The organism is Aeromonas sp. s1(2024) (genome assembly GCF_040908005.1).
GTDB lineage: Bacteria > Pseudomonadota > Gammaproteobacteria > Enterobacterales > Aeromonadaceae > Aeromonas > Aeromonas caviae.
Genome location: NZ_JBFOCW010000070.1, coordinates 67,653 through 94,057, shown reverse-complemented (window position 1 = coordinate 94,057; position 26,405 = coordinate 67,653). Strand labels below are relative to the sequence as shown.

At 62.3% G+C, this 26,405-nt stretch carries 30 protein-coding genes; 23 read left to right on the top strand and 7 right to left on the bottom strand.

From position 1 onward, the window contains the following. The first annotated feature begins 104 nt into the window (after nucleotides 1-104). From proC to AB5Y70_RS17515, 4 genes are read left to right on the top strand one after another with little or no spacing between them, the layout of a single operon-like run. On the top strand, nucleotides 105-929 hold the full coding sequence (proC, locus tag AB5Y70_RS17530) for a pyrroline-5-carboxylate reductase (protein WP_041210938.1): 825 nt from the start codon (nucleotides 105-107) through the stop codon (nucleotides 927-929). Between the two features lie 23 nt (nucleotides 930-952). Beyond that, entirely contained in the window at nucleotides 953-1,504 is a 552-nt protein-coding gene (locus AB5Y70_RS17525; protein WP_010673053.1) for a YggT family protein, read from the top strand. Beyond that, complete coding sequence (yggU, locus tag AB5Y70_RS17520; protein ID WP_010673054.1) at nucleotides 1,504-1,803, top strand: DUF167 family protein YggU; 300 nt, start codon at nucleotides 1,504-1,506, stop codon at nucleotides 1,801-1,803. Before AB5Y70_RS17525 ends, yggU begins: the two co-directional genes overlap by 1 nt. Before the next feature lie 18 nt (nucleotides 1,804-1,821). Then, entirely contained in the window at nucleotides 1,822-2,241 is a 420-nt protein-coding gene (locus AB5Y70_RS17515; protein ID WP_049636470.1) for a DUF4426 domain-containing protein, read from the top strand. A gap of 75 nt (nucleotides 2,242-2,316) precedes the next feature. Here AB5Y70_RS17515 and AB5Y70_RS17510 read toward each other — a convergent pair whose 3' ends face one another. The 3 genes from AB5Y70_RS17510 to AB5Y70_RS17500 form a co-directional block, all read right to left on the bottom strand. Continuing rightward, nucleotides 2,317-3,147: a CPBP family intramembrane glutamic endopeptidase gene (locus AB5Y70_RS17510; protein WP_049636469.1), complete on the bottom strand. Its 831-nt coding sequence runs from the start codon at nucleotides 3,145-3,147 to the stop codon at nucleotides 2,317-2,319. A gap of 161 nt (nucleotides 3,148-3,308) precedes the next feature. Further along, nucleotides 3,309-3,599 carry a hypothetical protein gene (locus AB5Y70_RS17505; protein ID WP_039039963.1) on the bottom strand — a complete coding sequence of 97 codons (291 nt, stop codon included), beginning with the start codon at nucleotides 3,597-3,599 and terminating at the stop codon, nucleotides 3,309-3,311. Between the two features lie 49 nt (nucleotides 3,600-3,648). After that, complete coding sequence (locus tag AB5Y70_RS17500) at nucleotides 3,649-4,023, bottom strand: YacL family protein (protein ID WP_039039964.1); 375 nt, start codon at nucleotides 4,021-4,023, stop codon at nucleotides 3,649-3,651. Nucleotides 4,024-4,229: 206 nt separating this feature from the next. Here AB5Y70_RS17500 and AB5Y70_RS17495 point away from each other — a divergent pair, with 206 nt between their 5' ends. From AB5Y70_RS17495 to AB5Y70_RS17465, 7 genes are all read left to right on the top strand, one after another. Further along, a complete protein-coding gene (locus AB5Y70_RS17495; protein WP_043153036.1) occupies nucleotides 4,230-5,345 on the top strand; it encodes a sugar diacid recognition domain-containing protein in 1,116 nt (371 codons plus the stop codon). Between the two features lie 119 nt (nucleotides 5,346-5,464). After that, nucleotides 5,465-6,727: a GntP family permease gene (locus AB5Y70_RS17490; RefSeq protein ID WP_039039966.1), complete on the top strand. Its 1,263-nt coding sequence runs from the start codon at nucleotides 5,465-5,467 to the stop codon at nucleotides 6,725-6,727. 9 nt (nucleotides 6,728-6,736) lie between these two features. Continuing rightward, entirely contained in the window at nucleotides 6,737-7,870 is a 1,134-nt protein-coding gene (locus AB5Y70_RS17485) for a glycerate kinase (protein ID WP_041210943.1), read from the top strand. A gap of 261 nt (nucleotides 7,871-8,131) precedes the next feature. Then, nucleotides 8,132-8,695, top strand: coding sequence for an NnrU family protein (locus tag AB5Y70_RS17480; protein WP_049636468.1), 564 nt, complete (start codon nucleotides 8,132-8,134; stop codon nucleotides 8,693-8,695). 59 nt (nucleotides 8,696-8,754) lie between these two features. Next, nucleotides 8,755-9,291: a glutathione peroxidase gene (locus AB5Y70_RS17475; protein WP_010673063.1), complete on the top strand. Its 537-nt coding sequence runs from the start codon at nucleotides 8,755-8,757 to the stop codon at nucleotides 9,289-9,291. Between the two features lie 82 nt (nucleotides 9,292-9,373). Further along, nucleotides 9,374-10,309, top strand: coding sequence for a LysR family transcriptional regulator (locus AB5Y70_RS17470; protein WP_049636535.1), 936 nt, complete (start codon nucleotides 9,374-9,376; stop codon nucleotides 10,307-10,309). A gap of 182 nt (nucleotides 10,310-10,491) precedes the next feature. Further along, entirely contained in the window at nucleotides 10,492-11,688 is a 1,197-nt protein-coding gene (locus tag AB5Y70_RS17465) for a NupC/NupG family nucleoside CNT transporter (RefSeq protein ID WP_041214468.1), read from the top strand. A gap of 599 nt (nucleotides 11,689-12,287) precedes the next feature. On the opposite strand, the gene AB5Y70_RS17460 is transcribed toward AB5Y70_RS17465, so the two are convergent. Both AB5Y70_RS17460 and arfB read right to left on the bottom strand, forming a co-directional pair. Next, nucleotides 12,288-12,782: a methylated-DNA--[protein]-cysteine S-methyltransferase gene (locus AB5Y70_RS17460; RefSeq protein ID WP_042014974.1), complete on the bottom strand. Its 495-nt coding sequence runs from the start codon at nucleotides 12,780-12,782 to the stop codon at nucleotides 12,288-12,290. Nucleotides 12,783-12,808: 26 nt separating this feature from the next. Then, entirely contained in the window at nucleotides 12,809-13,225 is a 417-nt protein-coding gene (gene arfB, locus AB5Y70_RS17455; protein ID WP_010673067.1) for an alternative ribosome rescue aminoacyl-tRNA hydrolase ArfB, read from the bottom strand. A gap of 201 nt (nucleotides 13,226-13,426) precedes the next feature. Here arfB and glnK point away from each other — a divergent pair, with 201 nt between their 5' ends. The 5 genes from glnK (at nucleotide 13,427) to AB5Y70_RS17430 (ending at nucleotide 18,736) form a co-directional block, all read left to right on the top strand. Next, a complete protein-coding gene (gene glnK / locus AB5Y70_RS17450; protein WP_005332325.1) occupies nucleotides 13,427-13,765 on the top strand; it encodes a P-II family nitrogen regulator in 339 nt (112 codons plus the stop codon). A 228-nt stretch (nucleotides 13,766-13,993) separates the two neighbouring features. Further along, a complete protein-coding gene (locus AB5Y70_RS17445; protein WP_039039971.1) occupies nucleotides 13,994-15,001 on the top strand; it encodes a Fe(3+) ABC transporter substrate-binding protein in 1,008 nt (335 codons plus the stop codon). A 39-nt stretch (nucleotides 15,002-15,040) separates the two neighbouring features. After that, nucleotides 15,041-16,666, top strand: a complete 1,626-nt coding sequence (locus AB5Y70_RS17440) for an iron ABC transporter permease (RefSeq protein WP_049636467.1) — start codon at nucleotides 15,041-15,043, stop codon at nucleotides 16,664-16,666. A gap of 40 nt (nucleotides 16,667-16,706) precedes the next feature. Further along, entirely contained in the window at nucleotides 16,707-17,741 is a 1,035-nt protein-coding gene (locus AB5Y70_RS17435) for an ABC transporter ATP-binding protein (RefSeq protein ID WP_049636466.1), read from the top strand. Nucleotides 17,742-17,830: 89 nt separating this feature from the next. Next, nucleotides 17,831-18,736, top strand: a complete 906-nt coding sequence (locus AB5Y70_RS17430) for a Dyp-type peroxidase (protein ID WP_049636465.1) — start codon at nucleotides 17,831-17,833, stop codon at nucleotides 18,734-18,736. A gap of 79 nt (nucleotides 18,737-18,815) precedes the next feature. Here AB5Y70_RS17430 and argR read toward each other — a convergent pair whose 3' ends face one another. Beyond that, nucleotides 18,816-19,286, bottom strand: a complete 471-nt coding sequence (argR, locus tag AB5Y70_RS17425; RefSeq protein ID WP_005308670.1) for a transcriptional regulator ArgR — start codon at nucleotides 19,284-19,286, stop codon at nucleotides 18,816-18,818. Between the two features lie 200 nt (nucleotides 19,287-19,486). On the opposite strand from argR, the gene AB5Y70_RS17420 reads away from it, so the two are divergent. The 6 genes from AB5Y70_RS17420 to AB5Y70_RS17395 all read left to right on the top strand — a co-directional run bounded on the left by AB5Y70_RS17420 (nucleotide 19,487) and on the right by AB5Y70_RS17395 (nucleotide 24,542). Further along, the gene (locus tag AB5Y70_RS17420; protein WP_041214472.1) at nucleotides 19,487-20,227 is read left to right on the top strand and encodes an ATP-binding cassette domain-containing protein; all 741 of its coding nucleotides are present in this window, start codon (nucleotides 19,487-19,489) and stop codon (nucleotides 20,225-20,227) included. A gap of 24 nt (nucleotides 20,228-20,251) precedes the next feature. Then, the gene (locus AB5Y70_RS17415; protein WP_010673073.1) at nucleotides 20,252-20,989 is read left to right on the top strand and encodes an arginine ABC transporter substrate-binding protein; all 738 of its coding nucleotides are present in this window, start codon (nucleotides 20,252-20,254) and stop codon (nucleotides 20,987-20,989) included. Nucleotides 20,990-20,992: 3 nt separating this feature from the next. Further along, complete coding sequence (gene artQ / locus AB5Y70_RS17410) at nucleotides 20,993-21,643, top strand: arginine ABC transporter permease ArtQ (protein WP_042014905.1); 651 nt, start codon at nucleotides 20,993-20,995, stop codon at nucleotides 21,641-21,643. Nucleotides 21,644-21,645: 2 nt separating this feature from the next. After that, nucleotides 21,646-22,308 (top strand): arginine ABC transporter permease ArtM, encoded by a 663-nt coding sequence (artM, locus tag AB5Y70_RS17405; RefSeq protein ID WP_010673075.1) that lies wholly within the window; start codon nucleotides 21,646-21,648, stop codon nucleotides 22,306-22,308. A gap of 242 nt (nucleotides 22,309-22,550) precedes the next feature. Then, a complete protein-coding gene (gene mdh, locus AB5Y70_RS17400) occupies nucleotides 22,551-23,486 on the top strand; it encodes a malate dehydrogenase (protein WP_010673076.1) in 936 nt (311 codons plus the stop codon). A 402-nt stretch (nucleotides 23,487-23,888) separates the two neighbouring features. Beyond that, nucleotides 23,889-24,542: a tetratricopeptide repeat protein gene (locus AB5Y70_RS17395; RefSeq protein WP_223931817.1), complete on the top strand. Its 654-nt coding sequence runs from the start codon at nucleotides 23,889-23,891 to the stop codon at nucleotides 24,540-24,542. A gap of 82 nt (nucleotides 24,543-24,624) precedes the next feature. On the opposite strand, the gene hmpA is transcribed toward AB5Y70_RS17395, so the two are convergent. Further along, nucleotides 24,625-25,818, bottom strand: coding sequence for an NO-inducible flavohemoprotein (gene hmpA, locus AB5Y70_RS17390; RefSeq protein ID WP_049636463.1), 1,194 nt, complete (start codon nucleotides 25,816-25,818; stop codon nucleotides 24,625-24,627). A gap of 111 nt (nucleotides 25,819-25,929) precedes the next feature. Between hmpA and AB5Y70_RS17385 the strand changes: the two genes are divergently transcribed. Next, a complete protein-coding gene (locus AB5Y70_RS17385; RefSeq protein ID WP_039039978.1) occupies nucleotides 25,930-26,397 on the top strand; it encodes an Rrf2 family transcriptional regulator in 468 nt (155 codons plus the stop codon). The last annotated feature ends 8 nt before the right edge of the window (nucleotides 26,398-26,405 follow it).

Here is a 26,405-nt window from a genome sequence, read left to right as displayed (position 1 = left end):
AACACCCCGGTCGTGCTTTGTTCAGGTAAACAGGCGCGTGTGATGCTGTCAGCCCGCACAGGCTGGGTCGGCATCCGCTGCGATGTCAGTAACAGGAGTGTTTGATGCAGCAGAGAACCCTCGCCTTCATCGGGGCAGGCAACATGAGCCGCAGTATCATTGCCGGCCTCATCCAGGCGGGCTACCCGGCAGAGCGTATCATCGCCGCCAATCCCAGCCGCCCCAAGCTGGACGAACTGGCCAGCCAGTTCGGCATCCGTATCACCCAGGACAACGCCGAGGCGGCCCGGGAGGCCGAGGTGATCGTGCTGGCGGTCAAGCCCCAGCTGATGGCGGGCATGCTGACGGCGCTGGTGGCCGAGCTTGGCTCGCTGGATGGCAAGTTGCTCATCTCCATCGCTGCCGGCATTCGCGTCGCGCGCTTGCAGGAGATGGCGGGTGGTCACGATCGCATCATTCGCACCATGCCCAACACCCCCTCCTTGCTGGGGCTGGGGATGACCGGGCTCTATGCACCGCCCGCCATCGGGCAGGCCGATCGGGCGGTGGCCGAACAGATGATGCAATCCGTGGGCAAGACCCTCTGGGTGGATGAGGAGGCCGGCATCAACGGCGTCATTGCGGCGGCGGGCAGTGCCCCGGCCTACTTCTTCCTGTTCATGCAGGCGATTGCCGAGGAGGCCGAGGCCATGGGCTTTACGCCGGAGCAGGCCCGCCTGCTGGTGCAGCAAACCGCCCTGGGAGCGGCCGCCATGGTGGAGCAGAATCCCGAGCTGTCGCTGCAGACCCTGCGCGAGCAGGTGACCAGCAAGGGCGGGACCACGGCCGAGGCCGTCAAGACATTCCAGGAGCAGGGGCTGATGCCGCTGACCGCAAGAGCCATGCAGGCGGCCGTTACCCGGGCCGGCGAAATGGAAACCCTTTTCTGAATCCCTTTTAGCAAGGAGCCCGGATGAACACGGCTTACTTTTTGATTAACACTGTCTTTGATCTCTACCTTATGGTGGTGCTGCTGCGGGTCTGGCTGCAGTGGGCGCGGGCCGACTTCTACAACCCCATGAGCCAGATGGTGGTCAAGCTGACCAACCCGCTAGTGGTGCCCCTGCGCCGCGTCATCCCGGGTTTTGGCGGGCTGGACATGGCCTCTGTGCTGCTGGCGCTGCTGATCGCCTTTGGCAAATTGGTCCTGCTCAAGAGCATGAATGTGCTGCAGGCGGACTGGCTCACTCTCTGTCTGTTTGCGACGCTCACCGTGCTGAAGAAAGCGGGTTCCATGATCTTCTGGATCCTGCTGATCCGCGCCATCCTGAGCTGGGTCAGCCAGGGTCGCAACCCCATTGAATACGTGATGCACCAGCTCACTGAACCCTTCCTGGCCCCCATTCGTCGCATCCTGCCTGCACTGGGCGGGCTGGATCTCTCCGTGCTGGTCGCTTTCATCGCGCTGCAGGCCATCAACTACCTGATGGGGGATCTGTTCGGCCAGTTGTGGTGGATGATCTGATGCCCGCCGTCCTGCTGGAAGGGGACGAGCTGGTGTTGCATCTGATGATCCAGCCCAAGGCGAGCCGGGATCAGATCATCGGATTGCACGGTGACGAGTTAAAAGTGGCCATCACGGCACCGCCGGTGGATGGTCAGGCCAACAGTCACCTGATCAAGTACCTGGCCAAGCAGTGCAAGGTGGCCAAGGGGCAGGTTCGCATCCTGCGGGGGGAGCTGGGTCGGCACAAGACGGTCGCCATCGACGCGCCAAAGCAGATCCCCGCCGAGATTGCCGCTCTGCTCGATAATCAGGGTTGATACGAGAGGGATGACATCATGAAAACAGCCTGGATGAGTTGCCTGCTGGCACTCCTGATGACGCTGCCGCTGCGGGCTGAGCAGATGCAGGAGCTGGGCCCCTGGAAAGTGCACTACAGCGCGTTCAACTCCAGCTTCCTCACCCCCGAGGTAGCCAGGACCTATGGCCTGGAGCGCAGCCGCTATAACGGCATCGTCAATATCGCGGTGCAGAACAAGCAGGGGGTGGCACAGGCGGTGGGGATCAGCGGCGAAGCCCGCAATCTGACCGGCACACTTCGCCCCCTGAATTTTCAGGAGGTGAAAGAGGGGAATGCCATCTATTACCTGGCAGTGCTGCCCTATCGCAATGAGGACACCTACCAGTTCACCCTGAAGATCATGGGGGAGGGGCAGCAGCAGACGCTGACCTTCCAGCAGACCTTCTACGTCGACTAGATTGTAGGGTGAATGCAGATGCCCTGCCCCCACGGGGGCGGGGCATTTTTTTGCCCGGTGAACCGGTACTCGACGTCAGTGGCTGGCCAGGGGATAGGTAAACAGGGCCAGGTGGGCGAAGTTGAACAGGAAGTGGAGCAGGATGGCGACACTGAGGCTCCCGCTCAGCTGGAACGCCAGGCCATAGCAGGCCCCCGCCAGCGCGGCGAACAACACCAGCAACGGGCCACCTGCAAGATGGGCTGCGCCGAACAGCAGGCTGGCGACCAGGAGACCTGCCCAGGGCGTGCTTCGGCTTGCCACCCCTTGCTGGATGCATCCCCGGAACAGCGCTTCTTCCGCCACACAGGTGAACAGCAGGTTGTTGAACGCGAACAGCCACCACCAGTGGGGCAGTCCCGCTTCGGGTTTGAGGGCGCCCAGTTGCCAGGCGGTGATGAGCAGGGCCGCGAGCGGCAGGATGAGCAGGGCCAGCGGCCGCCAGCGCATCGTTCCACCCGGGCCGAGCAGGCCGGGGATGGCCAGCAGCAGGGCGAAGAAAATGAGCGGCTTGTCCAGATTGAGGTAAAGGGTGAAGGGCACGCTGGCCGGGCCCGCCTGTACCTTGTCGAGCACCCTGAGATTGTCAAAGCCGGGCACCAGATGCAGCGTCAGGGCGAGGGACCACAGCAGGATCAGCGTCAGTGCGACGCCACGCCAGGGTGGGGGCAGGGTGGGGGTACGCCAGGCCAGCAGCAGACCGGCGAGGCTGACAAGAGCGGCGAGGGGCGCGAGTCGCTCAAGCCAGAGGGCGGTGAGCAGGGCTAGTCCCAGCAGGAGCATGCCGGGCCTGGTCCGGCGGGCGAGGCAGCAGAGTACGGCGAGCCCCAGGACGAGCCAGATGAGGATATCGGGGAGTGGTAACATCGAGTCTCCTTGTATGAATGAAGGGCGCACCTTAACGATCCCCATGGTCTGGTTCAAGGAAAAGGGACTGGCCGGCAGAAGACGCGCAATGAAAAGCCGGAGCTGGGCTCCGGCTTGGGCGGCGGCAAGATGTCACCGAGAGAGGCGATGGCCTTCCCGTATCAGCGACCGGACTCGGCGATGACCCGGGCGATGATGTCGGCGCGTTTGCTGGCTTCCAGCTCGCCCAGGGCGATGAGACCGGCCTTGAAGATGACGTTCTTCGGCAGACTGACGTCATCCAGAGTGGTGATGGCCTCGACGTGCATGCCGTTCAGGCGGCTGGCATCGCGCGGGCTCAGGTTGACCTGGGTGTTCAGCACCTGCTTGCCCTTCTTCTTGGGCTGGGCGGGTTTCTTCGGTTGATCCAGCTCGTCTTCCGGCAGTTCGTCATCAAAATCGTAAATGGACATAGTCAATCCTGTTGGGTTGCAAGGGGCATGCTCGCCCGAATGGGGGTAATCAGCCCATATCCTCGTTGCGGATAAAGGCGCGCCAGGAGCCGAGTACCTGGGCAAAATCTTCCAGCCCGCACATGGCCAGCTGTTCATCATCGTAGTAGGCGAGATCGTCGAGATCCTCGTCCTGCTCGATATTGAGGACATTGGCCTTCACCTCGGCTTCCTCGTGGGTCAGCAGCAGGGAGTAGTCGCCCCCCAGCAGCCGGTATTCGGTGCGGGCCCGGCTGGAGAGCTGGTCGATGATGGCGAACAGCTCGTCGAGCTTCTCCTCGTCCTTGCCCACCTCGTCGATCAACCACTGGCCGATGGCTTCATGGCCCATGGAGAACCGGGCGCGATAGCCACCGAACGGGTCGCGGCGAAATTCATAATCCATAGCGGAGTCCATATCGGAGGGTGAAACCACCACGGCGCAAAGCGGCATGATGCCGGATCCTTGATCCATGGTGGGGCACTGATAGCGTAAAGTGGCCTATTCTAGCGATCCCCCCCGCGCTTGTCTTGATGATGTGGGATCTTTAACGGGTGATCCCGGTGATGGCGCACGCCGGGGACCCTGTCAACAAATGGTATGGAGAGGCAATGCAGCTCAACGACGCGCTCGCGCATCAGATAGTCAGCCGGGCGATGAAGATCCTCTCGTTCTCGGTCAATGTCATGGATGAGCGGGGACTCATCATTGCGTCCGGCAATCCGGAGCGGCTGCACCAGCGCCACGAGGGGGCCGTGCTGGCCCTGACCGAGAACCGGGTGGTAGAGATAAGCGAGGCCACCGCCCGGGAGCTCAAGGGGGTGAGGCCTGGCATCAACCTGCCCATCGCCTATCAGGGGGAGCTGCTCGGCGTCATCGGCATCTCTGGGGATCCGGACATCGTGCGTGCTTACGCCGAGCTGGTGCGCATGACCGCCGAGCTCATCCTGGAACAGGCGGCACTCACCGAGCAGTTGCAGTGGGACAAGCGCCACAAGGAGGAGCTGGTGTTGCAGCTCATTCGCGGCGAAGGGCGGGCCGATCAACTGCAACAGGTGGCCCGCTTCCTCGAGCTGGATCTCGCCCAGCCCCGGGTGGTGGCCGTGCTGGCGCTGGAGGAGGCCGAGCCCGCCCAGGTGAGGGAGCTGGTTCACCTGCTGGAAAACCCGGAGCGGGACAACTTGGTGGCCATCAACGGCCTGGACGAGATAGTGGTGCTCAAACCCGCCCAGCTCAGCGACGGCGTCTGGCAGTCGGCGCAGGAGCGCAGCCGGATCCGGCTGCTGCTCTCCCGTATTCCCCATTTCAAGGTTCGCATCGGGGTGGGTGATTACTTCGCCGGCATCCCTGGGCTGGCGCTCTCCTACCAGACGGCGCGAGACACCTTGCGCCGTGGCATGCGCCAGTCGCCCCGCAAGCAGGTCTATTTCTTCGAGGATTACCGGCTCTCAGTGCTGCTCGGCACCCTGGCGGACTCCTGGCAGGCGGATCAGCTACGGGCTCCGCTGCAAAAGCTGGCGCAGGAGGACACAAAGGGAACGCTGCAAAAGACGCTGCGCCAATATTTCTTGCAGGATTGTGATCTGCATCCCTGTGCCGAAGCCCTGTTCATTCACCCCAACACCCTGCGTTATCGACTGACCCGGATAGAGCAGATAACCGGCTTGAATTTCAACAAGTTAGATGACAAATTTCTGCTCTATCTCGGGCTCAGTCTCGATAGCTGATTTGTCTTTTCCAACAAAAATACAAGGCCGGTAAATGCTTTTTTTGGTTTTATGGCCAAAGCATTCCAGGCGGGGATCCCCATAATGGCGCCACTCATTACAACAACAAGGTGCCCGTCATGATCCCAGTCTCCGCGCTCGGCGCGCTCGCCGCGCTTTCCATCGCCATCTTCCTCATCCTGAAGAAGGTGCCGCCCGCTTACGGCATGATTGTCGGTGCCCTGGCCGGTGGCCTGATCGGTGGCGCCGACCTGACCCAGACCGTCGCCCTGATGATCGGCGGCGCCCAGGGGATCACCACGGCGGTGATGCGGATCCTGGCGGCGGGTGTGCTGGCCGGGGTGCTCATCGAATCGGGCGCCGCCACCACCATCGCCGAGACCATCGTCAAGAAACTCGGCGAAACCCGCGCCCTGCTGGCCCTGGCGCTGGCCACCCTGATCCTGACCGCGGTCGGCGTCTTCGTGGACGTGGCCGTCATCACGGTCGCCCCCATTGCGCTGGCCATCGCCCGCCGTGCCGATCTCTCCAAGGCGGCCATCCTGCTGGCGATGATAGGCGGTGGCAAGGCGGGCAACGTCATGTCTCCCAACCCCAACGCCATCGCGGCAGCCGATGCCTTCCACCTGCCTCTCACCTCGGTGATGGCGGCGGGCATCATTCCCGGCCTGTTCGGTCTGGTGATGGCCTACTGGCTCGCCAAGCGCCTCAACAACCGGGGCAGCAAGGTGGCCGCCGACGAGGTGGTGAGCTTTGACGGTGCCAAGTTGCCCGGCTTTGCCGCCGCCATCAGTGCGCCCCTGGTCGCCATCCTGCTGCTGGCCCTGCGTCCCATCGCCGGCATCGTGGTGGACCCGCTCATTGCGCTGCCTCTCGGCGGCCTGGTCGGTGCCCTGATGATGGGCAAGTTCACCAAGGTGAACCAGTTTGCCGTCTCGGGCCTGGCCCGCATGGCGCCGGTGGCCATCATGCTGCTGGGGACGGGTACCCTGGCGGGCATCATCGCCAACTCCGGCCTGAAAGATGTGCTCATCAGCGGCCTGACCGCCTCCGGTCTGCCCTCCTATCTGCTGGCCCCCATCTCCGGAGCCCTGATGTCGCTGGCGACCGCCTCGACCACGGCCGGGACCGTGGTGGCCTCCAACGTGTTCAGCGCCACTCTGATTGAACTGGGGATCAGCAGCCTGGCAGGGGCCGCCATGATCCACGCCGGCGCCACCGTGTTTGACCACATGCCCCACGGCTCCTTCTTCCATGCCACCGGCGGCAGCGTCCACATGGGCGTCGGCGAGCGACTCAAGCTCATCCCCTACGAAACCGCGGTCGGTCTGACCATCGCCGTTGTCTCCACCCTGATGTTTGGCGTGTTTGGCCTCGCCTAAGGAACTGATATGAAAATTGTGATCGCCCCCGATTCATTCAAGGAGAGCCTGAGCGCCATGGCGGTGGCCGATGCCATCGAGGCCGGTTTCAAGCAGGTGCTGCCGGATGCCACCTACGTCAAGCTGCCCATGGCCGATGGCGGCGAGGGGACGGTGCAGTCTCTGGTGGATGCCACCGGTGGTCGCATCCTGCCGGTCGAGGTGACCGCCCCCCTCGGCAACAGGGTGCAGGGCTTCGTGGGCCTGCTGGGGGATGGCAAGCGCGCCGTCATCGAGATGGCGGCGGCCTCCGGCCTCCATCTGGTGGCGCCCGAGCTGCGCAATCCGCGGCTCACCTCCAGTGTCGGCACCGGGGAGCTGATCCTGGCCGCGCTGGAGATGGGGGTGAACCACCTCATCCTCGGCATCGGCGGCAGCGCCACCAATGACGGCGGTGCCGGCATGATCCAGGCACTCGGCGGCAAGCTCCTGAAAGCAGATGGTACCCCCATCGCGCCGGGCGGTGCCGGTCTGGCCGAGCTGGCCACCATCGACCTGAGCGGGCTGGATCCCCGTCTGACCGGACTCACCATCGAGGTGGCCTGCGACGTGGACAATCCGCTGTGCGGCCCGAAAGGGGCGTCCGCCGTGTTCGGTCCGCAGAAGGGGGCAACTCCCGAGATGGTGGCCGAGCTGGATGCCAATCTGGCCCGTTACGCGGACTGCATCGAGCAGGCGCTTGGCAAGCAGGTGAAGGAGATCCCGGGAACGGGGGCCGCAGGCGGCATGGGGGCAGCCCTGGTGGGGCTGCTCGGCGCCGAGCTCAAACCCGGCATCCGGATCGTCATCGAGGCGCTGAACCTGGCCGAGGCGGTGGCCGATGCGGATCTGGTCATCACCGGCGAGGGCCGCATCGACAGCCAGACCATCCACGGCAAGACGCCCATCGGGGTGGCTCGCTGTGCCAAGCAGTTCGGCAAGCCGGTGATCGGCATCGCCGGATGCCTCACCGATGACTGCGGCGTGGTGCACGAGCACGGGCTGGATGCGGTGTTCGCCGTGGTCAATCGGGCCATGTCCCTGCCGGAGGCGCTGGCCACCGCCACCACCAACCTGCAGCTCACGGCTCGCAACGTGGCGGCTCTCTACCTGCTGCGCAAATGACCCTCTCTCCTGGCCGATGCGGTGCATCGGCCTGACCCTGCCCCGTGCAGCAGAGTGAGCGGCCCGGCGTGGCACCTCTGACGCACTTGCCGATCCTTGGGTCGGCTTTTTTTATTATCCTGCTGTCTTTCATATGGTTTTTGTATTCTGACAAGGGGCTTTGCGGCATAGTGATCTCCCGACAGTGAGGGAGCCACGAGAAACAAGGCCCGCCTGAGGGAGGGCTTCCCATTCCGGGGGGCAATATGCGAGGAGCGAGCCATGATCCTGCTGACCCTGGGGGTGGTGTTGTTCACCCTGATCCATCTCTACCCCTGTTTCGCGGCACAGCACCGCGCCCGTCTGCGGGATCGACTGGGGGAGAACCGCTACAAGGGGCTCTTCTCGCTGCTGGTGTTCGTCGCCATCGGCTGCATCCTCGCAGGCTGGCGCAGTGCCAGCCCCATGCCCCTCTATTTTCTGCCTGTCTGGGGGCCCACCCTGGTGATGGGGGTCATGCCGATCGCCCTTGTCCTGCTGTGCGCGGGGCAGGGGGCCAACCATTTCCGCCGTTGGCTGGTGCATCCCCAGCTGCTCGGGGTGCTGCTCTGGTCGGGGGCCCATCTGGCGGTAAACAGCGAGGCGCGTTCTCTGGTGCTGTTTGGCGGGCTCGGTCTCTGGGCACTCATCAGCATCGTCTGGATTTCGATGCGGGAGTGGGGTCGTCACCCCCGTGCCGCCGCCACCTGGCAGGGGACGGGGATCAGTCTGGGGGCGGGGCTGGCCCTCACGGCTCTGCTTATCTTCTGGGGACACGGCTGGCTGACCGGGATCCCCCTGCACTGATCCCTGAACCAGATTCCGGGGTCTTGCGTATGATGGACAAAACAATGGGAGTCACGTCGATGAAATGGTTCACCCTGCTGCTGATGCTCGGCTCGGGCGCGGTCTCTGCCGCCTGCCCCGATTACTTCAACGTGGAGATGCGGGAGCTCAACAGCACCCAGCGCCACAACCTCTGCCAGTTGACCGAGGGCAAGGTGGTGCTGGTGGTCAACACCGCCTCCTACTGCGGTTACAGCGGTCAGTTCCGGGATCTGGAAGCCCTCTATCAGGGCTACAAGGAGAAAGGACTGATGGTGTTGGGCTTCCCCTCCAACGATTTCTGGCAGGAGGCGGGCAACGAGAACAAGACCGCCGAGGTGTGCCGCCGGGACTACGGGGTGACCTTCCCCATGTTCAACCGGGTGGCGGTGCGGGGTTCGGATGCAGTGCCGCTGTTCAAGGGGCTGGCCGCGGCTGCCGACGGTGATGCGCCCAACTGGAACTTCCACAAGTACCTGGTCGGGCGGGACGGCAAGCTGATTGCGAGCTATGGCGCCAACCAGAATCCGTCGGATGATCCTCTCAAACAGCAGATCATCGATGCCCTGGGGCACTGACCCTACCCCATGGCGGGCCGCTCTGGAATAATGCGGCCCCGCCATCCACTCCGGTGACACCGTGCTGCAACGTCTTCCCCAAATGGTGATCTTCGATGCCCTGGTTCGTGAACAGGGCATCTCGGCGGCTGCGCGCCGCCTCGGGGTCTCCAAATCCCACATCAGCAAGCAGCTCGCCCTGCTGGAAACCGCGCTCGGCGCCCAGCTGGTACAGCGCACTACCCGCCGTTTCGGGCTCACCGAACTGGGTCAGGAGTATGCCCGCCACTGCCGCGCTCTGGTGGCGGTGGCACTGGAGGCGGAGTCCATGGTGGCGGAGCGCCGTGGCAAGGTGAGCGGTGTGCTCCATCTGGGGGTTGGTCAATCCTTCGGGCGGTTGCACGTGATCCCGCGCCTCAAGGCGTTTCAGGCACGTTATCCGGATCTGGAGCTGGAGGTGTCCCTGTTCGATCACCGCACCAATCTGGTGGATGAGGGGCTGGATCTCTGGATCACCACCTACGAGGACAAACCCGAGTCTCTTGTCGGGCTGCGACTGGCAGACATCGGCTTCGTGCTGGTGGCCTCGCCGGATTATCTGCTGAGTCACGGCACGCCACTGCACCCCAGGGATCTGGCCCATCACAATTGCATCACCTACCAGAGCCGGGAGCGGCGCTACCACGAGTGGTCATTTCGCCAGGGCAAGGAGCGCCAGACGGTGCAGGTGGCGGGCAACTATCGGGTGGATCTGGCGGAAGCGGTGCGGGACGCCGCCCTGGCCGGGCTCGGCATCGCCTATGTGGCCAACTACCTGCTGGACAAGGAGCTGCAATCTGGTCAGCTCATCCCTCTGCTGCCCCAGTGGCAACCGAACCAGAAGATGGCGGTGCACGCCGTCTATGCCAGGCGAGAGCATCTGGATCCCAAGATCCGCCTCTTCATCGACTTCCTCAAGGAGAGCTTCGGACCCGGGCCCTACTGGGCGCAGCGACTCGCACCCTGGCTCGGGGGGAAATTGTCCGGCACCGAGGAATAATCGTTTCCATACAAGAACACTGGCGTGAGTGCGGTTTCAAAGTTGTGTCAAATCAGTCAGTTGGCGCAACCGATATCGTGCAAACGTTTTTGCTAACAGGGTTGTAACCCGGCGGGGTTGCGGCGGTGAGGGGAGGGGAGCAGAATCCGCGCCCATCTTCAGCCTCACTGGATGGAATCCCCATGATTGCCCTGCTTGGTATCCTGAGCATCCTGGCCCTGGCCGCACTCTGCTCTGATAATCGTCGTCGTATCCCGTTGCGAACAGTGGGCTTTGCTCTCTGCCTGCAAGTGCTCTTCGCCGCCCTGGTGCTCTGGCTGCCCGCCGGTCAGCAGGTCTTGAACGGTGTCAGCGAGAGCGTCAGCAGCGTCATCGGCTACGGCCAGGAGGGGATTGCCTTCCTGTTCGGGGATCTGGCCAAGTTCAAGCTGGGCTTCATCTTCGCCTTCAACGTGCTGCCGGTGATCATCTTCTTCTCCGCGCTGATCGCCATCCTCTATCACATCGGCCTGATGCCCAAAGTGATCGCCCTGCTCGGCGGCGGCCTGCAGAAATTGCTGGGCACCGGCCGCGCCGAGAGCCTCTCTGCCACCGCCAACATCTTTGTCGGCATGGTGGAAGCGCCGCTGGTGGTCAAACCCTATCTCTCCAGGATGTCCGATTCCCAGTTCTTTGCGGTGATGAGCTGCGGGCTGGCCTCGGTAGCTGGCGGCACCCTGGTGGGCTACGCCAGCATCGGGGTCGAGCTGAAATACCTGATTGCGGCGGCCTTCATGTCCGCCCCTGCCGGGCTTGCCATGGCCAAGATCCTGGTGCCGCCCGCCGCGCAAGAGGAAGATCACCACGAAGACGTGGAGATCCCCCGCGCCACCAACGTCATTGAAGCGGCCGCCGATGGCGCCATGGCGGGTCTCAACATCGCCGTCGCCGTGGGGGCGACCCTGCTGGCCTTCGTCGGCGTGATCGCCCTGCTCAACGGCCTGCTGGGCTGGGCCGGCGACCTGGTGGGGCTGGAGCTGAGCTTCCAGATCATCCTGGGCTGGCTGTTTGCCCCCGTCTCCTGGCTCATCGGCGTCCCCTGGGATCAGGCCCAGGCGGCTGGGGCGCTTATCGGCACCAAGATCGTCATCAACGAGTTCGTCGCCTTCATCGCCCTGGTGCAGGATCAGACCTTGAACGAGTCGAGCAAGGCCATCGTCACCTTCGCCCTGTGTGGTTTCGCCAACATCTCTTCCATGGCGATCCTCATCGGCGGCCTGGGGGCCATGGTGCCGGAGCGCAAGTCCTTCATCGCCCGCTACGGCATGCGCGCCATCCTGGCGGGGGTGCTGGCAAACCTGATGAGCGCCTCCCTGGCAGGCTTGTTCCTCGCCCTCTGATAGACCCTGGAAGTCAGCACCTTCCGGTCATTGCCCGCTTCGGCGGGCTTTTTTGCACCCGCTTGCAGGCAAAAAAAGCGCCTCTGGGGAGGCGCGGGGAAAAGACAGATTGGAAGCGTCACATGGGTGCCACCTGAATGAGGGATGAGCCGTCCCATCCAAGTGTGAAGCCATGATGCCTGATGCTCTCTGAAGCGCTTCTGAGGCGATTCTTCATACTGTGTTCATTTTCAAAATGCTGCGGTAATGTGATTTTTAAATGTTTGATGCTGAAATAAAATAAATAATCAGTGATTTATTTTGTTGTGCTGCTCAAAGGAAAGATGAATCGGGGCGGTGGGCGCGCTCCTGCCATGGGGCGGATCCGGTGGCAGATTATCCCGGTTCCGGCTCAACGCATCACGCAACCATGCTGCAAGATGGCAAGCAACCAGCATGTGATGGGGATGCTGTCCGTCATGAGCAGTGCGACGCGGTCTGCTGTTGGGACCAGCAACTCGCATGTGATGGAGATGCCGCTCGTCAGAGGATCCGCGCGAGTGGCCTGTGGTCTGTGGTGCCTGCACCCGCAACCCGCATTTGACAGGAGGCGCGCCCCTTCATGGGGTCAGCGCGAAGTGGTCTGCGGTCTCCTGCTCCAGTGCCAGCAACCAGCGCTTGATGGGGATACCTCCCCCGTAGCCGGTCAGTTCACCGCTGCGCCCTATGACCCTGTGGCAGGGTACTATGATGCTGAGGGGGTTGCGGCCGTTGGCGGCGCCCACCGCCCGCACGGCCCTGGGGTTGCCGATGGCCTCTGCAATCTGGAGGTAGCTGACGGTCTCGCCGTAGGGAATGTCGCACAACGCCTGCCACACGGCCTGCTGGAATGGTGTGCCCGTGGCGGCCAGGGGGAGATCGAAGCGCCGCAGGCGGCCGGCAAAGTAGGCGGCAAACTGCTCGACAAAGGGGGCCAGGGCGGCATCATCCCGCTGCCACTCCGCTTGCGGCAGGACGGGGCGCTCCCCTTGCATGAATTCCACGTGGCGCAGCCCGGCCCCATCGATGGCGATGAGCAGGGGCCCCTTGGCACATTCACAAAAGCTGTACTGCATTCTCTTGTCCTCGGGCTTGTGGCAGGTCACTCCAGCACGGGCTTGCCGCGGGTGGATTTGATCTCTCCCTTGCGTTTCTTGGCATCGACCCGCTTGCGTTGGGAGCTGCGGGTCGGCTTGGTGGCGTGGCGGGCCTTGGGGCGCCAGGCGGCTTTTTTCAGCAGCTCGGTCAGGCGGCTCATGGCCTCCTTGCGATTCATGTCCTGGCTGCGATGGGTCTCGACCCTGATCTGGATGAAGCCGTCGTGAACCCGGCTGTCGCTGAGCCGCTCCAGTCCCTCCTTGTAGAGCGGCGGCAGGCTGGGGGAGTCGCGATAATCGAAGCGCAGCCAGACGGCGGAGTCGGTCTTGTTGACGTGCTGGCCGCCATTGCCCTGGGCCCGCATGGTCTGGAATTGCAGTTCATGCCAGGGGATGATCACGCTGTTGGAGATGACTAACATGGGGTGATGCTCTCATTTGGTGCATCAAGGGAGTCTGGTGCAGCTTGGTGCCTCATTATGGGGCGAGATGCGCTTCCTTGGTGATCCTGAGCCTTTCTGGCTCAGAGTGTCATATCTATCTATATGAAAATAAACGATAAAAATACTTGGCACAAGAATTGATGACCCATTCGTGACATACCATGGATTGGGAGCAACCAGATGAAGCTGATTACTGCGATTATCAAACCTTTCAAGTTGGACGACGTGCGCGAGGCCATCGCCAACCTGGGGGTGGAAGGCCTGACCGTCTCCGAAGTGAAGGGTTTTGGTCGCCAGAAGGGGCACACCGAATTATACCGGGGGGCCGAGTACCAGGTCGACTTTCTGCCGAAGGTGAAGCTGGAGATCGCTACCGCAGACGAGAACGTCGAAGGGGTGATCGAGGCCATCTGCAAGGCGGCCTATACCGGCAAGATCGGTGACGGCAAGATTTTCGTCTATGACCTGCTGCAAGCGGTGCGTATTCGTACTGGTGAGAGCGACGACGAGGCGCTCTGAGTACGCCCCTTTGCCCGGCCGGGTCGGGCAAAGGTCCGGGCAGGTTCTGCCGACAGTGTGAATGGGTGGTCGTCGAAAGACCGGATGGGATTCCATCCGGTCTTTTTGTTTGGCCGCTGATTAAATAGATCGTTCCAACCCAGCAAACCGCCTTGATCCTCTCCTCCCGATTCATGCAGAATGCAAACGAAAATGGTTATCACTCTTTACGCAGACAAGGAACGGATGATGAAAATGAAGATGTTGGCACTGGCTTTCTCCACGCTTGTCGCCCAGTCGGCGTTCGCCGCCCAGGAGGTAAACGTCTATTCGAACCGTCAGGATGAGCTGATCAAGCCCATCATCCAGCAGTTCGAGAAGGAGACCGGGATCAAGGTCAATGTGGTGTTTGCCAAAGAGGGGCTGAACGAGCGTCTGGAACGGGAAGGCAAGCTCTCTCCGGCAGATCTGATGCTGACCGTGGACATCAGCCGTCTGACCGAGCTGGTGGACAAGGACTTGGTGCAGCCGGTGGACAGCAAGACGCTGCAGGAGAACATCCCCTCCATCTATCGCGATCCGGACAACCGCTGGTTCGCCCTGACCACCCGGGTGCGTGCCATCTACTCCAGCAAGGAGCGTCTTGGCAAGCTCGACACCATCCGCTACGAAGATCTGGTCAAGCCTGAATTCAAAGGAAAAATTTGTACCCGTAGTGGCAAGCACGAGTACAATGTGGCGCTGGTTTCGTCCATGATTGCCCATCACGGCATGGCGGATACCAAGACCTGGCTGGAAGGGGTCAAGGCCAACCTGGCGCGCAAGCCCCAGGGCAACGACCGTGATCAGGTCAAGGCGATCAAGGACGGCATCTGTGATGTCTCCCTAGGCAACAGCTACTACCTGGGTGCCATGTTGAAGGACCCGGCGCAGAAGTCCTGGGCCGACGCGGTGGAAATCAACTTCCCGAACCAGGGTGATCGCGGTGCCCACGTCAACGTGAGCGGCGTGGCCATGACCAAGTATGCCAAGAACAAGGACGCAGCACAGAAGCTGATGGAGTTCCTCTCCGGGGATACCGCCCAGCACATGTATGCTGATGTGAATGCCGAGTACCCGGTCAAGGCGGGGGTCGAGCCTTCTGCCATGGTCAAGTCCTGGGGCACGTTCAAGTCTGACCCCATGCCGGTCAGCGATTATGCCAAGCACCGCAAGGACGCCTTGCAACTGCTGGATGAAGTGAAATTCGACTTGTAATCAGATGGGGCCAACGGCCCCATCAACTTCTGTGGACTCATGAAACATTTTGGATGGATTGCCGGCAGCTGGGCCACCGCCCTGCTGCTGGGTTTGCCGGTACTCGCCCTGGTCTTCTCCGCCTTCTCGGCTGATGGGGAACTGTTTGCCCACCTCGCCGATACCGTACTGCCCGACTATCTGCGAAACACGTCCGGTCTGGTGCTGGGGGTGGTCTGCCTCAGCCTGCTGTTCGGAGTGCCCACCGCCTGGCTGGTGGCCATGTGCGAGGTGCCGGGGCGCCGCGCCCTGCAATGGGCGCTGATGCTGCCCATGGCGATGCCCTCCTATATCGTGGCCTACGTCTATACCGACCTGCTCGACTACTCGGGCCCGCTGCAGGCGGGGCTGCGTGCCCTGTTTGGCTGGCAGGGACCGGCCGACTACTGGTTCCCGGCCATTCGCTCCCTCGGGGGCGCCGCCTGGGTGCTGGCGCTGGTGCTTTTCCCCTATGTCTATCTGCTGGCACGGGCCTCCTTCCTGGAGCAGTCGGTCAGCCTCATTCACTCCAGCCGTCTGCTCGGCTGCACCCCCTGGCAGAGCTTTCGCCGCCTGAGCCTCCCCCTGGCCCGCCCGGCCATCATGGTGGGGGCATCTCTGGTCGCGATGGAAACTCTGGCGGACTTTGCCACCGTCCACTTCTTTGCCATCAACACCCTGACCACCGCCATCTACGACACCTGGCTCGGCTACGGCAGCCTGGCGACCGCCGCCAAGCTCTCCTGTCTGATGCTGCTGGCGGTGGTGCTGCTCATCGCGCTGGAGCGCCGCTCCCGCCAGCGCCAGCAGGTGTTCCAGAAGTCCATGGGCTTCGAGCAGCCCCTGCGTTACCCCCTCGGGGGCCTGAGGGGCGTGCTGGCCGGGCTCTGGTGCTGGGGCCTGGTGCTGGCGGGGTTCGCCCTGCCGTTCGTCATCCTGTTCGATTACGGGGTGCGTTACTTCGCGCTGTCGTGGACGCCCGAATTCGTGCGCTTTGCGGGCAACAGCCTTGCCATCTCGGCCCTGACCGCCCTGCTGGCCATGGCCATTGCCCTGCTGCTCGGCTTCTTCCGTCGCCTCGATGGGGGGACTCGCAGCCTGCTGCCCCTTCGCCTCGCCGCCATGGGCTATGCCATGCCGGGGACCGTGCTGGCCATCGGCGTGCTGGTGCCGCTCACGGCCCTTGATTTTGGCATCAACGATCTGGCCGAGTGGCTCGGGATGCCGGGCCCCGGTCTGCTCCTGACCGGCACCCTCGCCGCCATCGTGTTCGGCTATCTGGTGCGCTTCGTGGCCATCGCCATCGGGTCGGTGGAGAGCAGCATGAGCAAGATCTCCCCCAGCCTCGACATGGCGGCCCGCTCTCTGGGGCAGGGGGCGGGCGGCATGCTGCGTCGCATTCACCTGCCGCTGGTACGGCGCGGCCTCTTTGCCGGCGCCATGCTGGTGTTCATCGAATCCATGAAGGAGCTGCCCGCCGCCCTGCTGCTGCGGCCGTTCAACTTCGAAACCCTGGCGACCCACGTCTATCAGTTCGTCTCGGACGAGATGCTGGAGCGGGGGGCGCTCGGTGCCATCGTCATCGTGCTGGTGGGGCTGGTTCCCCTGCTGTGGATCAACCGTACCCTGGATGGTCCAGGCCATTGAGCGGCCCCGTCCGGCATCACTACGCGAGAGGAAAAGAACCTTGTCCTGCCTGAATATCGAGAAGGTCAGCTGTCACTACAATGGCCGCCCCGTGCTGGAGCAGCTCTCCCTGCAGGTGGCCGACAACGAGATAGTCTGTCTGCTGGGGGCCAGCGGCTGTGGCAAGACCACGCTGCTCAAGGCGGTGGCCGGTCTGCTGCCCCTGGCCCAGGGGGAGATCCGGCTGGGAGAGACCCTGCTCGATGCCCCCGGCGTGAGTGTGCCGCCGGAGGCCCGCCATATCGGCATGATCTTCCAGGATTACGCTCTCTTTCCTCACCTGACGGTGGCCGAGAACGTCGGCTTCGGCCTGACCGGGCAAGATCGCGGCAGCCGCCAGCAGCAGGTGGAAGAGGCGCTGGCGCTGGTCAACCTGCAGGGGTTGGGGGAGCGCTATCCCCACCAGCTCTCCGGCGGCCAGCAGCAGCGGGTGGCCATCGCCCGCGCCCTGGTGTGCAAGCCGCGCCTGATGCTGCTGGACGAGCCCTTCTCCAACATCGACACCCAGGTGCGGATGAAACTGATCCTCGAGATCCGCGCCCTGCTCAAACAGCAGGGCATTGGTGCCATCTTCGTCAGCCACAGCAAGGAAGAGGCCTTCGCCTTCGCCGACCGGCTGGCTTTGTTTCGCGCCGGTCGCATCGAGCAGGTGGGGGAGCCGGAGCAGCTCTATCGCCGCCCCGGGAACCGCTTCGTGGCGGAGTTTCTCGGCGGGGTCAATTATCTGGCGGCAGAGGTGGTGGACAGTCACTGCGTGCAGACCCTCCTTGGAACCATCTGCGGTCAGGAGCCCCATGGCCGCGCGGTGGGGGCGCGGTTGCAGCTCATGCTCAGACCCCAGCAACTGGCGCTGACGGCGGCGGATGACGGTGAGCTCCGGGTGCGTGAGCAACAGTTCCTGGGCCATCACTGCCGGGTACTGGTGGAGTGTGGCGGCCAGCAACTGGAAGCCAGCATCGGTGAGCCTCTGGAAGGGGAGCGCGCGCGGGTGACCGTGGCGCCTCATGCCCTGGTGTTGTTTGACCCCTTGCCCTGAGTGCGTGGTATTGTCGTGAAATCAATGAACTGGAAGCGCGCTGGTTTATAATCGCGCCACGCCCATAGCCAACGCACTTGGAGAGAGACATGAAAGCCCAAGCCGGGATCTGCGCAGAGCCGAATCTGCACGCCCTCTATCTGATGTTCAATCGCACCGGTGACGCCGCTGCCCTGACCTCCCGCCTGGCCAGCCTGCCAGCACTCTGGGAGGCGGTGAGCGCCGACTTCCCCGATGCGGCCTTCAGCGGTCTGGTCGCCGTCGGGGCCGACGCCTGGGATGATCTCTATCCTGTCGCCCGGCCGCCCCAGTTCCGCGGTTTCATGGCGCAATCCGCCAACGGTCAGGAGGCCCCCAATACCCCGTTCGATCTCTTCGTACAATTGCGTGCTGATCGGGTGGACGTGCTGCATCATGCCGGTCATCGCGTCATGGCCCTGCTGGCCGGGCTTGTTGAATTGGCCGAGGAAGTCCGTGGTTTTCGCAACCAGGATTGCCGGGATCTGACCGGTTTCGTCGACGGCACCGAGAACCCGCAGGATGAGCACCGCGCCGAGGTGGCGTTGCTGGACGGCGGCGAGTTCGCCGGTGGCTCCTATATCCACGTGCAGCGCTGGGTCCACGCCATGAGCGACTGGGAGAAGCTGGCCCTGAAGGAGCAGGAAGACATCATAGGTCGCACCAAGGTCGACAACATCGAATACGAGTCCGCCGACAAGCCGCTCACTTCCCACATCAAGCGGGTCAACCTCAAGACCCCGAAGGGGGAGTCCATGGAGATCCTGCGCCAGAGCATGCCCTGGGGCACCATGAGCGAGCAGGGGCTCTACTTCATCTCCTGCTGCCGCACGCCGCTGCACTTCAACGCCATGCTGGCCAGTATGTACAAGGGGGAGGGGAGCCACTTCGATCACCTGCTGCGCTTCACCCGGGCGGTGACCGGCGCGGCCTTCTTCGCCCCTTCCGTCGATTTTCTGGTGGCCGAGGGCAAATAAGCCCGGCCTACCGACCGCTCAAAACAAAAAATCCCGGCCAAGGCCGGGATTTTTGTGCGGATCGCCCAAGGCGACCGGATCAGGGCGTCTGCTCGAACAGCTCGAGGGCGGAGAGGTAGAGCTCCTCGATGTCGGTATCGCTGGTCGGGGTGATGAAGATGGTGTCATCACCGGCGATGGTGCCGAGGATCCCTTCGGCCTTGCCGAGGGAGTCAAGCAGGCGGGCGATCAGCTGGGCTGCGCCGGGGCTGGTGTGGATCACCACCAGAGCGCCGTTGTGGTCGACATCCAGCACCAGGTTCTTGAGGGGGCTGGAGGTGGTGGGCACGCCCAGTTCCACCGGCAGACAGTAGACCATCTCCATCTTGGCATTGCGGGTGCGAACGGCGCCGAAGCGGCTCAGCATGCGCGAGACCTTGGACTGGTTGATGTTCTCGAAGCCCATCTCTTGCAGGGCAGTCACTATCTCTGCCTGGGAGCCGAAACGCTCCTCTTTCAGCAAGGCTTTAAAGGCCTTGGCCAGTTTTTCTTGCTTGTCGTTATGTTTCATCTTGGACTCACGAATGAGGGGAGTGACCGCCTGTCACGCTCAGGCGGCAGATACGAACAGCGCTGCTATTTTGCATTCATATGCCTGTTTTGGCAAGGAAGCGGCGCTTGTTCTGCATATTGATTCAAATATAGCTTGCATCAACTTATGCTGACGCTAGAATCAGGACGAAATTTTGAAAACTTATTCAATTGGGCTGTATGGGTATCGAATTAATCGGCATCGAAAAATCCTGGCACAAGGTGCCGGTACTGCAGCAGGTGAGCTTTCGGACTGCTCCCGGCGAGACCTTGGTATTGCTGGGCCCGAGCGGGGCAGGCAAGAGCTCTCTGCTGCGCATGATGAACTTGCTGGACACGCCGGATGCCGGTGTGTTGCGCATCGCAGACAGTGAATTTTCTTTCCCGTCCAGCCTCTCTACTGCCGAATTCAACCGTCAGGCACAGGCGCTGCGCCGCAAGGTGGGCATGGTGTTCCAGCAGTACAATCTGTGGCCGCACCTCACCGTGATGGAGAATCTGATTGAAGCGCCCGTCAAGGTGCTCGGCATGAGCCGCGAGGCGGCCATCGAGAAAGGGGCCTATCTGCTGGCCCAGCTGCAACTGGCCGACAAACGGGACGCCTGGCCCGCACGGCTTTCCGGTGGCCAGCAGCAGCGGGTCGCCATTGCCCGGACCCTGATGATGGATCCCCAGGTGCTGCTGTTTGACGAACCGACGGCTGCCCTGGATCCCGAAATTACCAAAGAGGTGGCGGAGATCATCCGCACCCTGAGCCAGACCGGCATCACCCAGGTAGTGGTGACCCACGAGGTGGAGTTCGCCCGCAAGGTGGCCAGTCAGGTGATCTATCTGGAGAAGGGGCGGATCATCGAATCTGGCACCGCCGCCATCTTCCAGTCCCCGCAAACCAGCCGGTTTGCCGAATTCTTGATGCATTGATATTGAGTCGATAAGGAAGCTGTCATGAAAAAGAGTCTGTTGCTGATCGCCGCCATGGGTCTGCTGAGCACTTCTGTGCTGGCCAAAGAGATCAAGTTCGCCACCGAGGCAACCTATGCGCCGTTCGAATACCTGGATGACAAGAACGAGTTCCAGGGGTTTGACATCGATCTGGCCCGCGCTGTCTGCGAGCAGGCCAAGCTGGAGTGCAGCTTCCACAACCAGGCCTTCGACAGCCTGATCCCCAGCCTCAAGTTCCGTCGCTATGATGCCGTCATCGCCGCCATGGACGTGACCCCGGAGCGGGCTGCCCAGGTCGACTTCTCCGATATCTATTACGAGAACTCCGCGGTGTTCGTCGCCAAGAAAGAGACCTTCAAGGGGCCGGACGATCTGGTGGACAAGACAGTCGGCGTGCAGAACGGCACCTCTCACCAGTCCTATCTGGTGGACAACTGGGTGAGCAAGGGTCTGCTGACCGTGCCCTACGCCAGCTACCAGAGCGCCTTCCTCGACATGATGAATGGCCGCACTGACGGCGTGTTTGCCGATACGGCGGTGGCCGCGGACTGGCTCAAGCAGCACAAGGAATACGCCGTGGTCGGTACCCCGGTGACCGACGCCAAGTACTTCGGTACCGGTTTTGGCATCGCGGTGGCCAAGGGCAACCAGGAGCTGCTGACCCAGCTGAACAAGGGGCTGGCCGAGATCAAGGCCAACGGCACCTATCAGAAGATCTATGACAAGTACTTCGCGCAGTAAGCCATGTTGAGCCTGTTGTTGGATGCAGCCTGGATGACCCTCGGGCTGGCCCTGGCATCCCTGGTCGGTGGCATGGTGCTGGCACTGGCATTCAGTGCGGCTGAGTTGAGCAAGCAGCGTGCGTTGGTGTGGCCCGTGGCCACCCTGACCACCTTGATCCGTGGTCTGCCCGAGTTGCTGGTGGTGCTCTTCATCTACTTCGGCTCGACCCAGGTGCTGTTCCTCATCACCGGGGAGTATGTGGAGTTCAGCCCGTTCGCCTGCGGTGTGCTGGCGCTCTCCCTGCTGTTTGCGAGCTACGCCACCCAGACCCTGCGTGCCGCCCTCAATGCGGTGCCCCCTGGGCAGCGGCTGGCGGCGCAGGCGCTCGGCCTGGGCAAGGGGCACACCTTCTTTCGCATCGTGCTGCCCCAGGCCTGGCGTCACGCCCTGCCCGGGCTCGGCAACCAGTGGCTGGTGCTGTTGAAAGACACCGCCCTGGTCTCTCTCATCGGGGTGAACGAGATGATGCGTCAGGCACAGATGGCTTCGGCCAGCACCTATCAACCCTTCACCTGGTACGCCGCTGCCGCCCTCATCTATCTGGCCATCAGTCTGGTGAGTGAATTCGGCTTGAAGCAGGCGTCCCGCTATACCCGCCGTTACGGAGGCTGACCATGCAGGATTACCTGATGACCCTGCTGGGAGGGCTGGCGATCACCCTGCAGCTCACCGCGTTCAGCTTGTTGCTGGGCGTGCTGATGGCGGCCGGCATGACCTGGGTGCTGGAGCGTCGCATTCCGGTGGCGACCCAGCTGGTGCAGCTCTGGGTACTGGTCTTTACCGGTACGCCGCTGCTCATCCAGATCTTTCTCATTTACTACGGGCCTGGCCAGTTTGAATGGCTCAAGGCGGGGCCGCTCTGGCCGCTGCTCAAGCAACCCTGGTTCTGCGCCGTGCTGGCGCTCGGTTTCAATACCGCAGCCTACTCCACCCGGTTGTTCAAGGGGGCGCTCGACGCCATCCCCGCCGGTGAGGTGGAGGCCTGCCGTGCGCTCGGCTTCTCGGCCGGACAGACCCTGTGGATGAAGACCCGCCATGCCGCCCGTCGGCTGGTCCCCGCCTATTCCAACGAGGTGATCCTGGTGCTCAAGGGGAGTTCGCTCGCCAGTACCATCACCATCATGGACATCATGGGGCTGGCCCAGCGTCTCAATGCCCAGACCTATGACACTCTGGCGGTGTTCACTGTGGCCGGAGCGCTCTATCTGACCATGAATGGATTGTTAACAATTGGTTTCCGCTGGTGTGAGCGTCGAGCACTGGCTTTCCAGTCCTGAAGCAGTCACATTTACCTCTTAATGGTGAGGGGAGCACAGGAAATCTGTGTCTTTCCTCCCATTTATCGCATATTCCTCTCCGCTTTCATCGCCGCTTGTTCCCTGGCTCACAGAACCCGTGATTACAACTGTTATCAGATTGTTTTTTAGGAGGGGATCCTTTAAGGTGAGGCGCACAATAAGAATCAGCGTTAACCCAACTAGAAACAACCTTAAACCTACGCTTAGACATGGAGTTGATCATGAAAGTTGCCGTTCTGGGTGCCGCCGGTGGCATCGGCCAAGCCCTCGCTCTGCTGTTGAAAAACCGCCTGCCTGCCGGTTCCGAACTGAGCCTGTATGACATTGCCCCGGTCACTCCGGGCGTGGCGGCGGACCTGAGCCACATCCCGACTGACGTGAAAGTAAAAGGTTTCTGCGGTGAAGATCCGAGCCCGGCTCTGGTCGGCGCCGATGTCGTGCTGATCTCTGCCGGCGTGGCGCGCAAGCCCGGCATGGACCGTTCCGACCTGTTCAACATCAACGCCGGTATCGTCAAGAACCTGGTGGAAAAGTGTGCCGCTTCCTGCCCGAAAGCACTGATCGGCATCATCACCAACCCGGTCAACACCACGGTCGCCATCGCCGCCGAAGTGCTGAAGAAAGCCGGTGTCTATGACAAGCGTCGCCTGTTCGGCGTGACCACCCTGGATGTGATCCGTGGCGAGACCTTCGTGGCCGAAGCCAAGGGCCTGAACGTTGACAAGGTGCGCGTCAACGTCATCGGCGGTCACAGTGGCGTGACCATTCTGCCGCTGCTCTCCCAGGTTGAAGGCGCCAGCTTCACCGCTGAGGAAGTGGCTGCCATGACCAAGCGCATCCAGAATGCCGGTACCGAAGTGGTGGAAGCCAAGGCCGGTGGCGGTTCCGCCACTCTCTCCATGGGTCAGGCAGCCTGCCGTTTCGGTCTGTCGCTCATCAAGGGTCTGCAAGGGGAAGCCAACGTCATCGAGTGTGCCTATGTGGAAGGCAACGGAGAGCACGCCACCTTCTTCGCGCAGCCGGTGCTGCTCGGCAAGAACGGTGTCGAAACCGTGCTGGACTACGGCAAGCTGAGCGCCTTCGAGCAGGAAGCGATGGACAGCATGCTGGCCACCCTGAAGGCCGACATCCAGCTGGGCGTCGACTTCGTCAAGTAAGTTGCTACGTCGACCGCAAGGGGAGCCCAGGCTCCCCTTTGTCATTTTCGGGGTTGGGTGTAGCGGGCTAAGGAGATGGCTCTGGCTGCCGATAACAGAAGGCAGCAGGAGATCCCTATGATAAAACCAAGAACCCTCATCGCCATTATCGGTGTGTGCAGCTTCCCTTTGCAGGGTGCGGAGCCCACCTCGGCCGCTGCGCAACCCCAGTCGACGGCGGTCACGGCCGCTCCCGTCCCGACGCCCTCGGCGGCCTTGCCATCGACCGCCCCGGTCCCAACACCGGTTGCGGAGCCCTCGGCCAGTCCGGCCACAGCACCGACGCCCTCGGCGGCCTTGCCATCGACCGCCCCGGTCCCAGCACCGGTTGCGGAGTCCTCGGCCAGTGTGGCCACAGCTCCCATGCCGTCAACCGCGGTGCCGGCCGCTGCCGCCCCCGTGGCATCTGCCCCGGCCCCGGCGCCGCTGCCCAGGGCGACGACGCAGGCATCCGCTGCTGCGGGAGAGTTGCAGGCCGTGCCGCTCTATCGCCAGGACGAACTGCTCAACTGGATAGAGCAGGGGCGCCATCTGGCCCGGGTGAAACAGGACAGGTGCCAGCTCACCCAGGATATCGAGGCGCGGGCCTCGGTGATGAAGATCCCTGCCTATCAGTTCCTCTGGGGGGACATGCTGGCCTGGGGAGTTTGCACCAAGCCGGACGCCCAGATCGGGGTGCAGTACATGTGGGAGGCCGCCAACCAGGGGCTGGCACCGGCGCTGGAACAGCTTGGCCGCTATTACTGGAAGGGGATCCTGGTCCAGAAAGATCTGGTGCGGGCCGAGACCCTGATGCGGGAAGCCGCGAGCCTCGGCTTCTTGCGGGCACAGATGGAGTGGGTGGAGATGTTGCTGCAGGGCATGGGGAGTCCCCTGGATTACGAGGAGGCGTATCACTGGCTGCACGGCGCCGTCATCGGCGACAAGGCCATGCACCAGAAGGCGGCGAGCCTGCTCAGCCGGCTCGGCAACCGGATGCCCGCCAATGCCATCGCCCGTGCCAAGGCGATGCACTGAGTGCTGGTAGCCCGCTTTGATATTACAAGGCCCACGAAGCTGTGCTTGTGGGCCTTGTGCATTTTCCCGGTCAGGGGAGGGATCAGAGGCCCTGATGGGGGCCGAAGACCTCGTAGTGCATCCGCTCGGCAGGCACGCCCACATTCTCCAGCTGAGCTTTGACTGCCTTCATGAACGGGACAGGGCCGCAGAAATAGTAGTGGGCGTCGGCCGGAATGAGGTCGGTGACCTGCTCCAGTGCCAGAGTGCCACTGAAGTCGTAATCCTCTCCTTTGACATCCTGCTCCCCCGGCTCCCGATACCAGATCCGGCTCTCCAGTTTCCCGTGTTGCCTGCTCTTTGCCCGGATCTCGTCCCTGAACGCGTGGTGGGCGCCATGTTCGCAGGCGTGAAGCCAGCGAATATCCATATCCGGGCCATCGGCCAGCAAGTGGTTGAGCATGCTCAGCATGGGGGTGAGGCCGACCCCGGCGGAGATCAGCACCACAGGCGTGTCTGTCTCCTCTTGCAGGAAAAAGTCGCCGGCCGGCGGCATGATGTCGAGCGTGTCACCGATGTGAAGATGATCATGCAACAGGTTGGAGGCCTGACCCCTGGGTTCTCGCTTGACGCTGATGCGGTAGTCGCGGCCATTGGGGGCGTCCGAGAGGGAATACTGGCGGATCTCCTGATGCTCGAGGGCGGGATGAACCAGCTTGATACTGAGATATTGCCCCGGTTTGAAACGCAACACGGGGTTGCCATCGAGGGGGGCCAGGACGAAAGAGGTGATGAGTTCACTCTCCTGACGCTTCTCCTTGATGATGAAAGAGCGGGTTCCCTGCCAACCACCGTCCTGGCTTGCCTTCTCCCGATAGAGCTCGCTCTCCCGGCCGATAAAGATGTCGGCCAGCACACCGTACGCCTTGCCCCAGGCGGTAAGGACCTCCTCCGTGACAGCGTTGCCACCCATTTCTTTGAGCGTGGCCAAGAGATGACTACCCACAATGTGATATTGTTCCGGCTGGATCAGGAAACCCGTGTGTTTGTGGGCGATGCGTTCAACGGCTCCGGCCAGGGCCCCCAGATTGTCGATGTTCCTGGCATAGGCCGCCACCGCACTGAACAGTGCCAAGGGTTGCCCCCCGCTACGCTGGTGAGCCAGGTTGAAGACATCCTTCAACTCGGGATTGTGGCTGAACATGCGCTGATAAAAGTGCCGTGTGAGGTCAGGGCCCGCCGATTCGAGCAAAGGAATGGTGCTCTTGATGACGGCGATGGTGGCTTGGTCTAACATAGGAGGTCCTTTCTAATTGAACATCTGGAATGTCATTTATTAAGTTGCATCCTAAATGTTTAATTGATCTGGATCAATCATCAATTCTTCGCGCTAGGCGCTACAGGCACTATGAGACTAACGAGCTATACCGATTTTGGATTGAGAGCCCTGCTCTATCTGGCCACCCTGCCGGAGGGGGAACTGTCGAGCGTGGCCAAGGTATCCGCCTTGTACGACGTATCCCGCAACCACATGGTGAAGGTGGTGAACCAGTTGGTAAAACTGGGCTATCTGCAGTCACAACGCGGCAAGAATGGTGGCATCCGCATGGCGCGCTCCCCCGACGAGATCAATATCGGGCAAGTGATCCGGGCGTTGGAAGGCAATCTGGACGGGATCGACTGCAGCTCCCCGGTCTGCCATATCGTCTCCGTCTGTCTGCTCAAGAGTGCCTTGAAGGAGGCGATGAACGCCTTCCTCGCGGTGATGGATGGTTATACGCTGCAGGATTTGCTGGCAAACCGTGACGAGTTGCAGCAGGTGTTCGGTGAGCTCATCCCCACTCTGGTGCTGGAGCCGGATGACGAGAGCGAGTGAAACAAAAA

Coding starts and splice junctions, on each gene's coding strand:
- AB5Y70_RS17460 (WP_042014974.1), bottom strand. CDS start 12,782: ATGCAGTACAGCTTTTGTGAATGTGCCAAGGGGCCCCTGCTCATCGCC.
- AB5Y70_RS17445 (WP_039039971.1), top strand. CDS start 13,994: ATGAAAATGAAGATGTTGGCACTGGCTTTCTCCACGCTTGTCGCCCAG.
- AB5Y70_RS17420 (WP_041214472.1), top strand. CDS start 19,487: ATGGGTATCGAATTAATCGGCATCGAAAAATCCTGGCACAAGGTGCCG.
- glnK (WP_005332325.1), top strand. CDS start 13,427: ATGAAGCTGATTACTGCGATTATCAAACCTTTCAAGTTGGACGACGTG.
- AB5Y70_RS17480 (WP_049636468.1), top strand. CDS start 8,132: ATGATCCTGCTGACCCTGGGGGTGGTGTTGTTCACCCTGATCCATCTC.
- AB5Y70_RS17430 (WP_049636465.1), top strand. CDS start 17,831: ATGAAAGCCCAAGCCGGGATCTGCGCAGAGCCGAATCTGCACGCCCTC.
- AB5Y70_RS17395 (WP_223931817.1), top strand. CDS start 23,889: ATGCCGTCAACCGCGGTGCCGGCCGCTGCCGCCCCCGTGGCATCTGCC.
- AB5Y70_RS17385 (WP_039039978.1), top strand. CDS start 25,930: ATGAGACTAACGAGCTATACCGATTTTGGATTGAGAGCCCTGCTCTAT.
- AB5Y70_RS17515 (WP_049636470.1), top strand. CDS start 1,822: ATGAAAACAGCCTGGATGAGTTGCCTGCTGGCACTCCTGATGACGCTG.
- AB5Y70_RS17510 (WP_049636469.1), bottom strand. CDS start 3,147: ATGTTACCACTCCCCGATATCCTCATCTGGCTCGTCCTGGGGCTCGCC.
- AB5Y70_RS17415 (WP_010673073.1), top strand. CDS start 20,252: ATGAAAAAGAGTCTGTTGCTGATCGCCGCCATGGGTCTGCTGAGCACT.
- AB5Y70_RS17505 (WP_039039963.1), bottom strand. CDS start 3,599: ATGTCCATTTACGATTTTGATGACGAACTGCCGGAAGACGAGCTGGAT.
- AB5Y70_RS17495 (WP_043153036.1), top strand. CDS start 4,230: ATGCAGCTCAACGACGCGCTCGCGCATCAGATAGTCAGCCGGGCGATG.
- arfB (WP_010673067.1), bottom strand. CDS start 13,225: ATGTTAGTCATCTCCAACAGCGTGATCATCCCCTGGCATGAACTGCAA.
- proC (WP_041210938.1), top strand. CDS start 105: ATGCAGCAGAGAACCCTCGCCTTCATCGGGGCAGGCAACATGAGCCGC.
- yggU (WP_010673054.1), top strand. CDS start 1,504: ATGCCCGCCGTCCTGCTGGAAGGGGACGAGCTGGTGTTGCATCTGATG.
- AB5Y70_RS17525 (WP_010673053.1), top strand. CDS start 953: ATGAACACGGCTTACTTTTTGATTAACACTGTCTTTGATCTCTACCTT.
- artQ (WP_042014905.1), top strand. CDS start 20,993: ATGTTGAGCCTGTTGTTGGATGCAGCCTGGATGACCCTCGGGCTGGCC.
- AB5Y70_RS17475 (WP_010673063.1), top strand. CDS start 8,755: ATGAAATGGTTCACCCTGCTGCTGATGCTCGGCTCGGGCGCGGTCTCT.
- argR (WP_005308670.1), bottom strand. CDS start 19,286: ATGAAACATAACGACAAGCAAGAAAAACTGGCCAAGGCCTTTAAAGCC.
- AB5Y70_RS17490 (WP_039039966.1), top strand. CDS start 5,465: ATGATCCCAGTCTCCGCGCTCGGCGCGCTCGCCGCGCTTTCCATCGCC.
- AB5Y70_RS17470 (WP_049636535.1), top strand. CDS start 9,374: ATGGTGATCTTCGATGCCCTGGTTCGTGAACAGGGCATCTCGGCGGCT.
- artM (WP_010673075.1), top strand. CDS start 21,646: ATGCAGGATTACCTGATGACCCTGCTGGGAGGGCTGGCGATCACCCTG.
- AB5Y70_RS17500 (WP_039039964.1), bottom strand. CDS start 4,023: ATGGATTATGAATTTCGCCGCGACCCGTTCGGTGGCTATCGCGCCCGG.
- AB5Y70_RS17440 (WP_049636467.1), top strand. CDS start 15,041: ATGAAACATTTTGGATGGATTGCCGGCAGCTGGGCCACCGCCCTGCTG.
- mdh (WP_010673076.1), top strand. CDS start 22,551: ATGAAAGTTGCCGTTCTGGGTGCCGCCGGTGGCATCGGCCAAGCCCTC.
- AB5Y70_RS17465 (WP_041214468.1), top strand. CDS start 10,492: ATGATTGCCCTGCTTGGTATCCTGAGCATCCTGGCCCTGGCCGCACTC.
- hmpA (WP_049636463.1), bottom strand. CDS start 25,818: ATGTTAGACCAAGCCACCATCGCCGTCATCAAGAGCACCATTCCTTTG.
- AB5Y70_RS17485 (WP_041210943.1), top strand. CDS start 6,737: ATGAAAATTGTGATCGCCCCCGATTCATTCAAGGAGAGCCTGAGCGCC.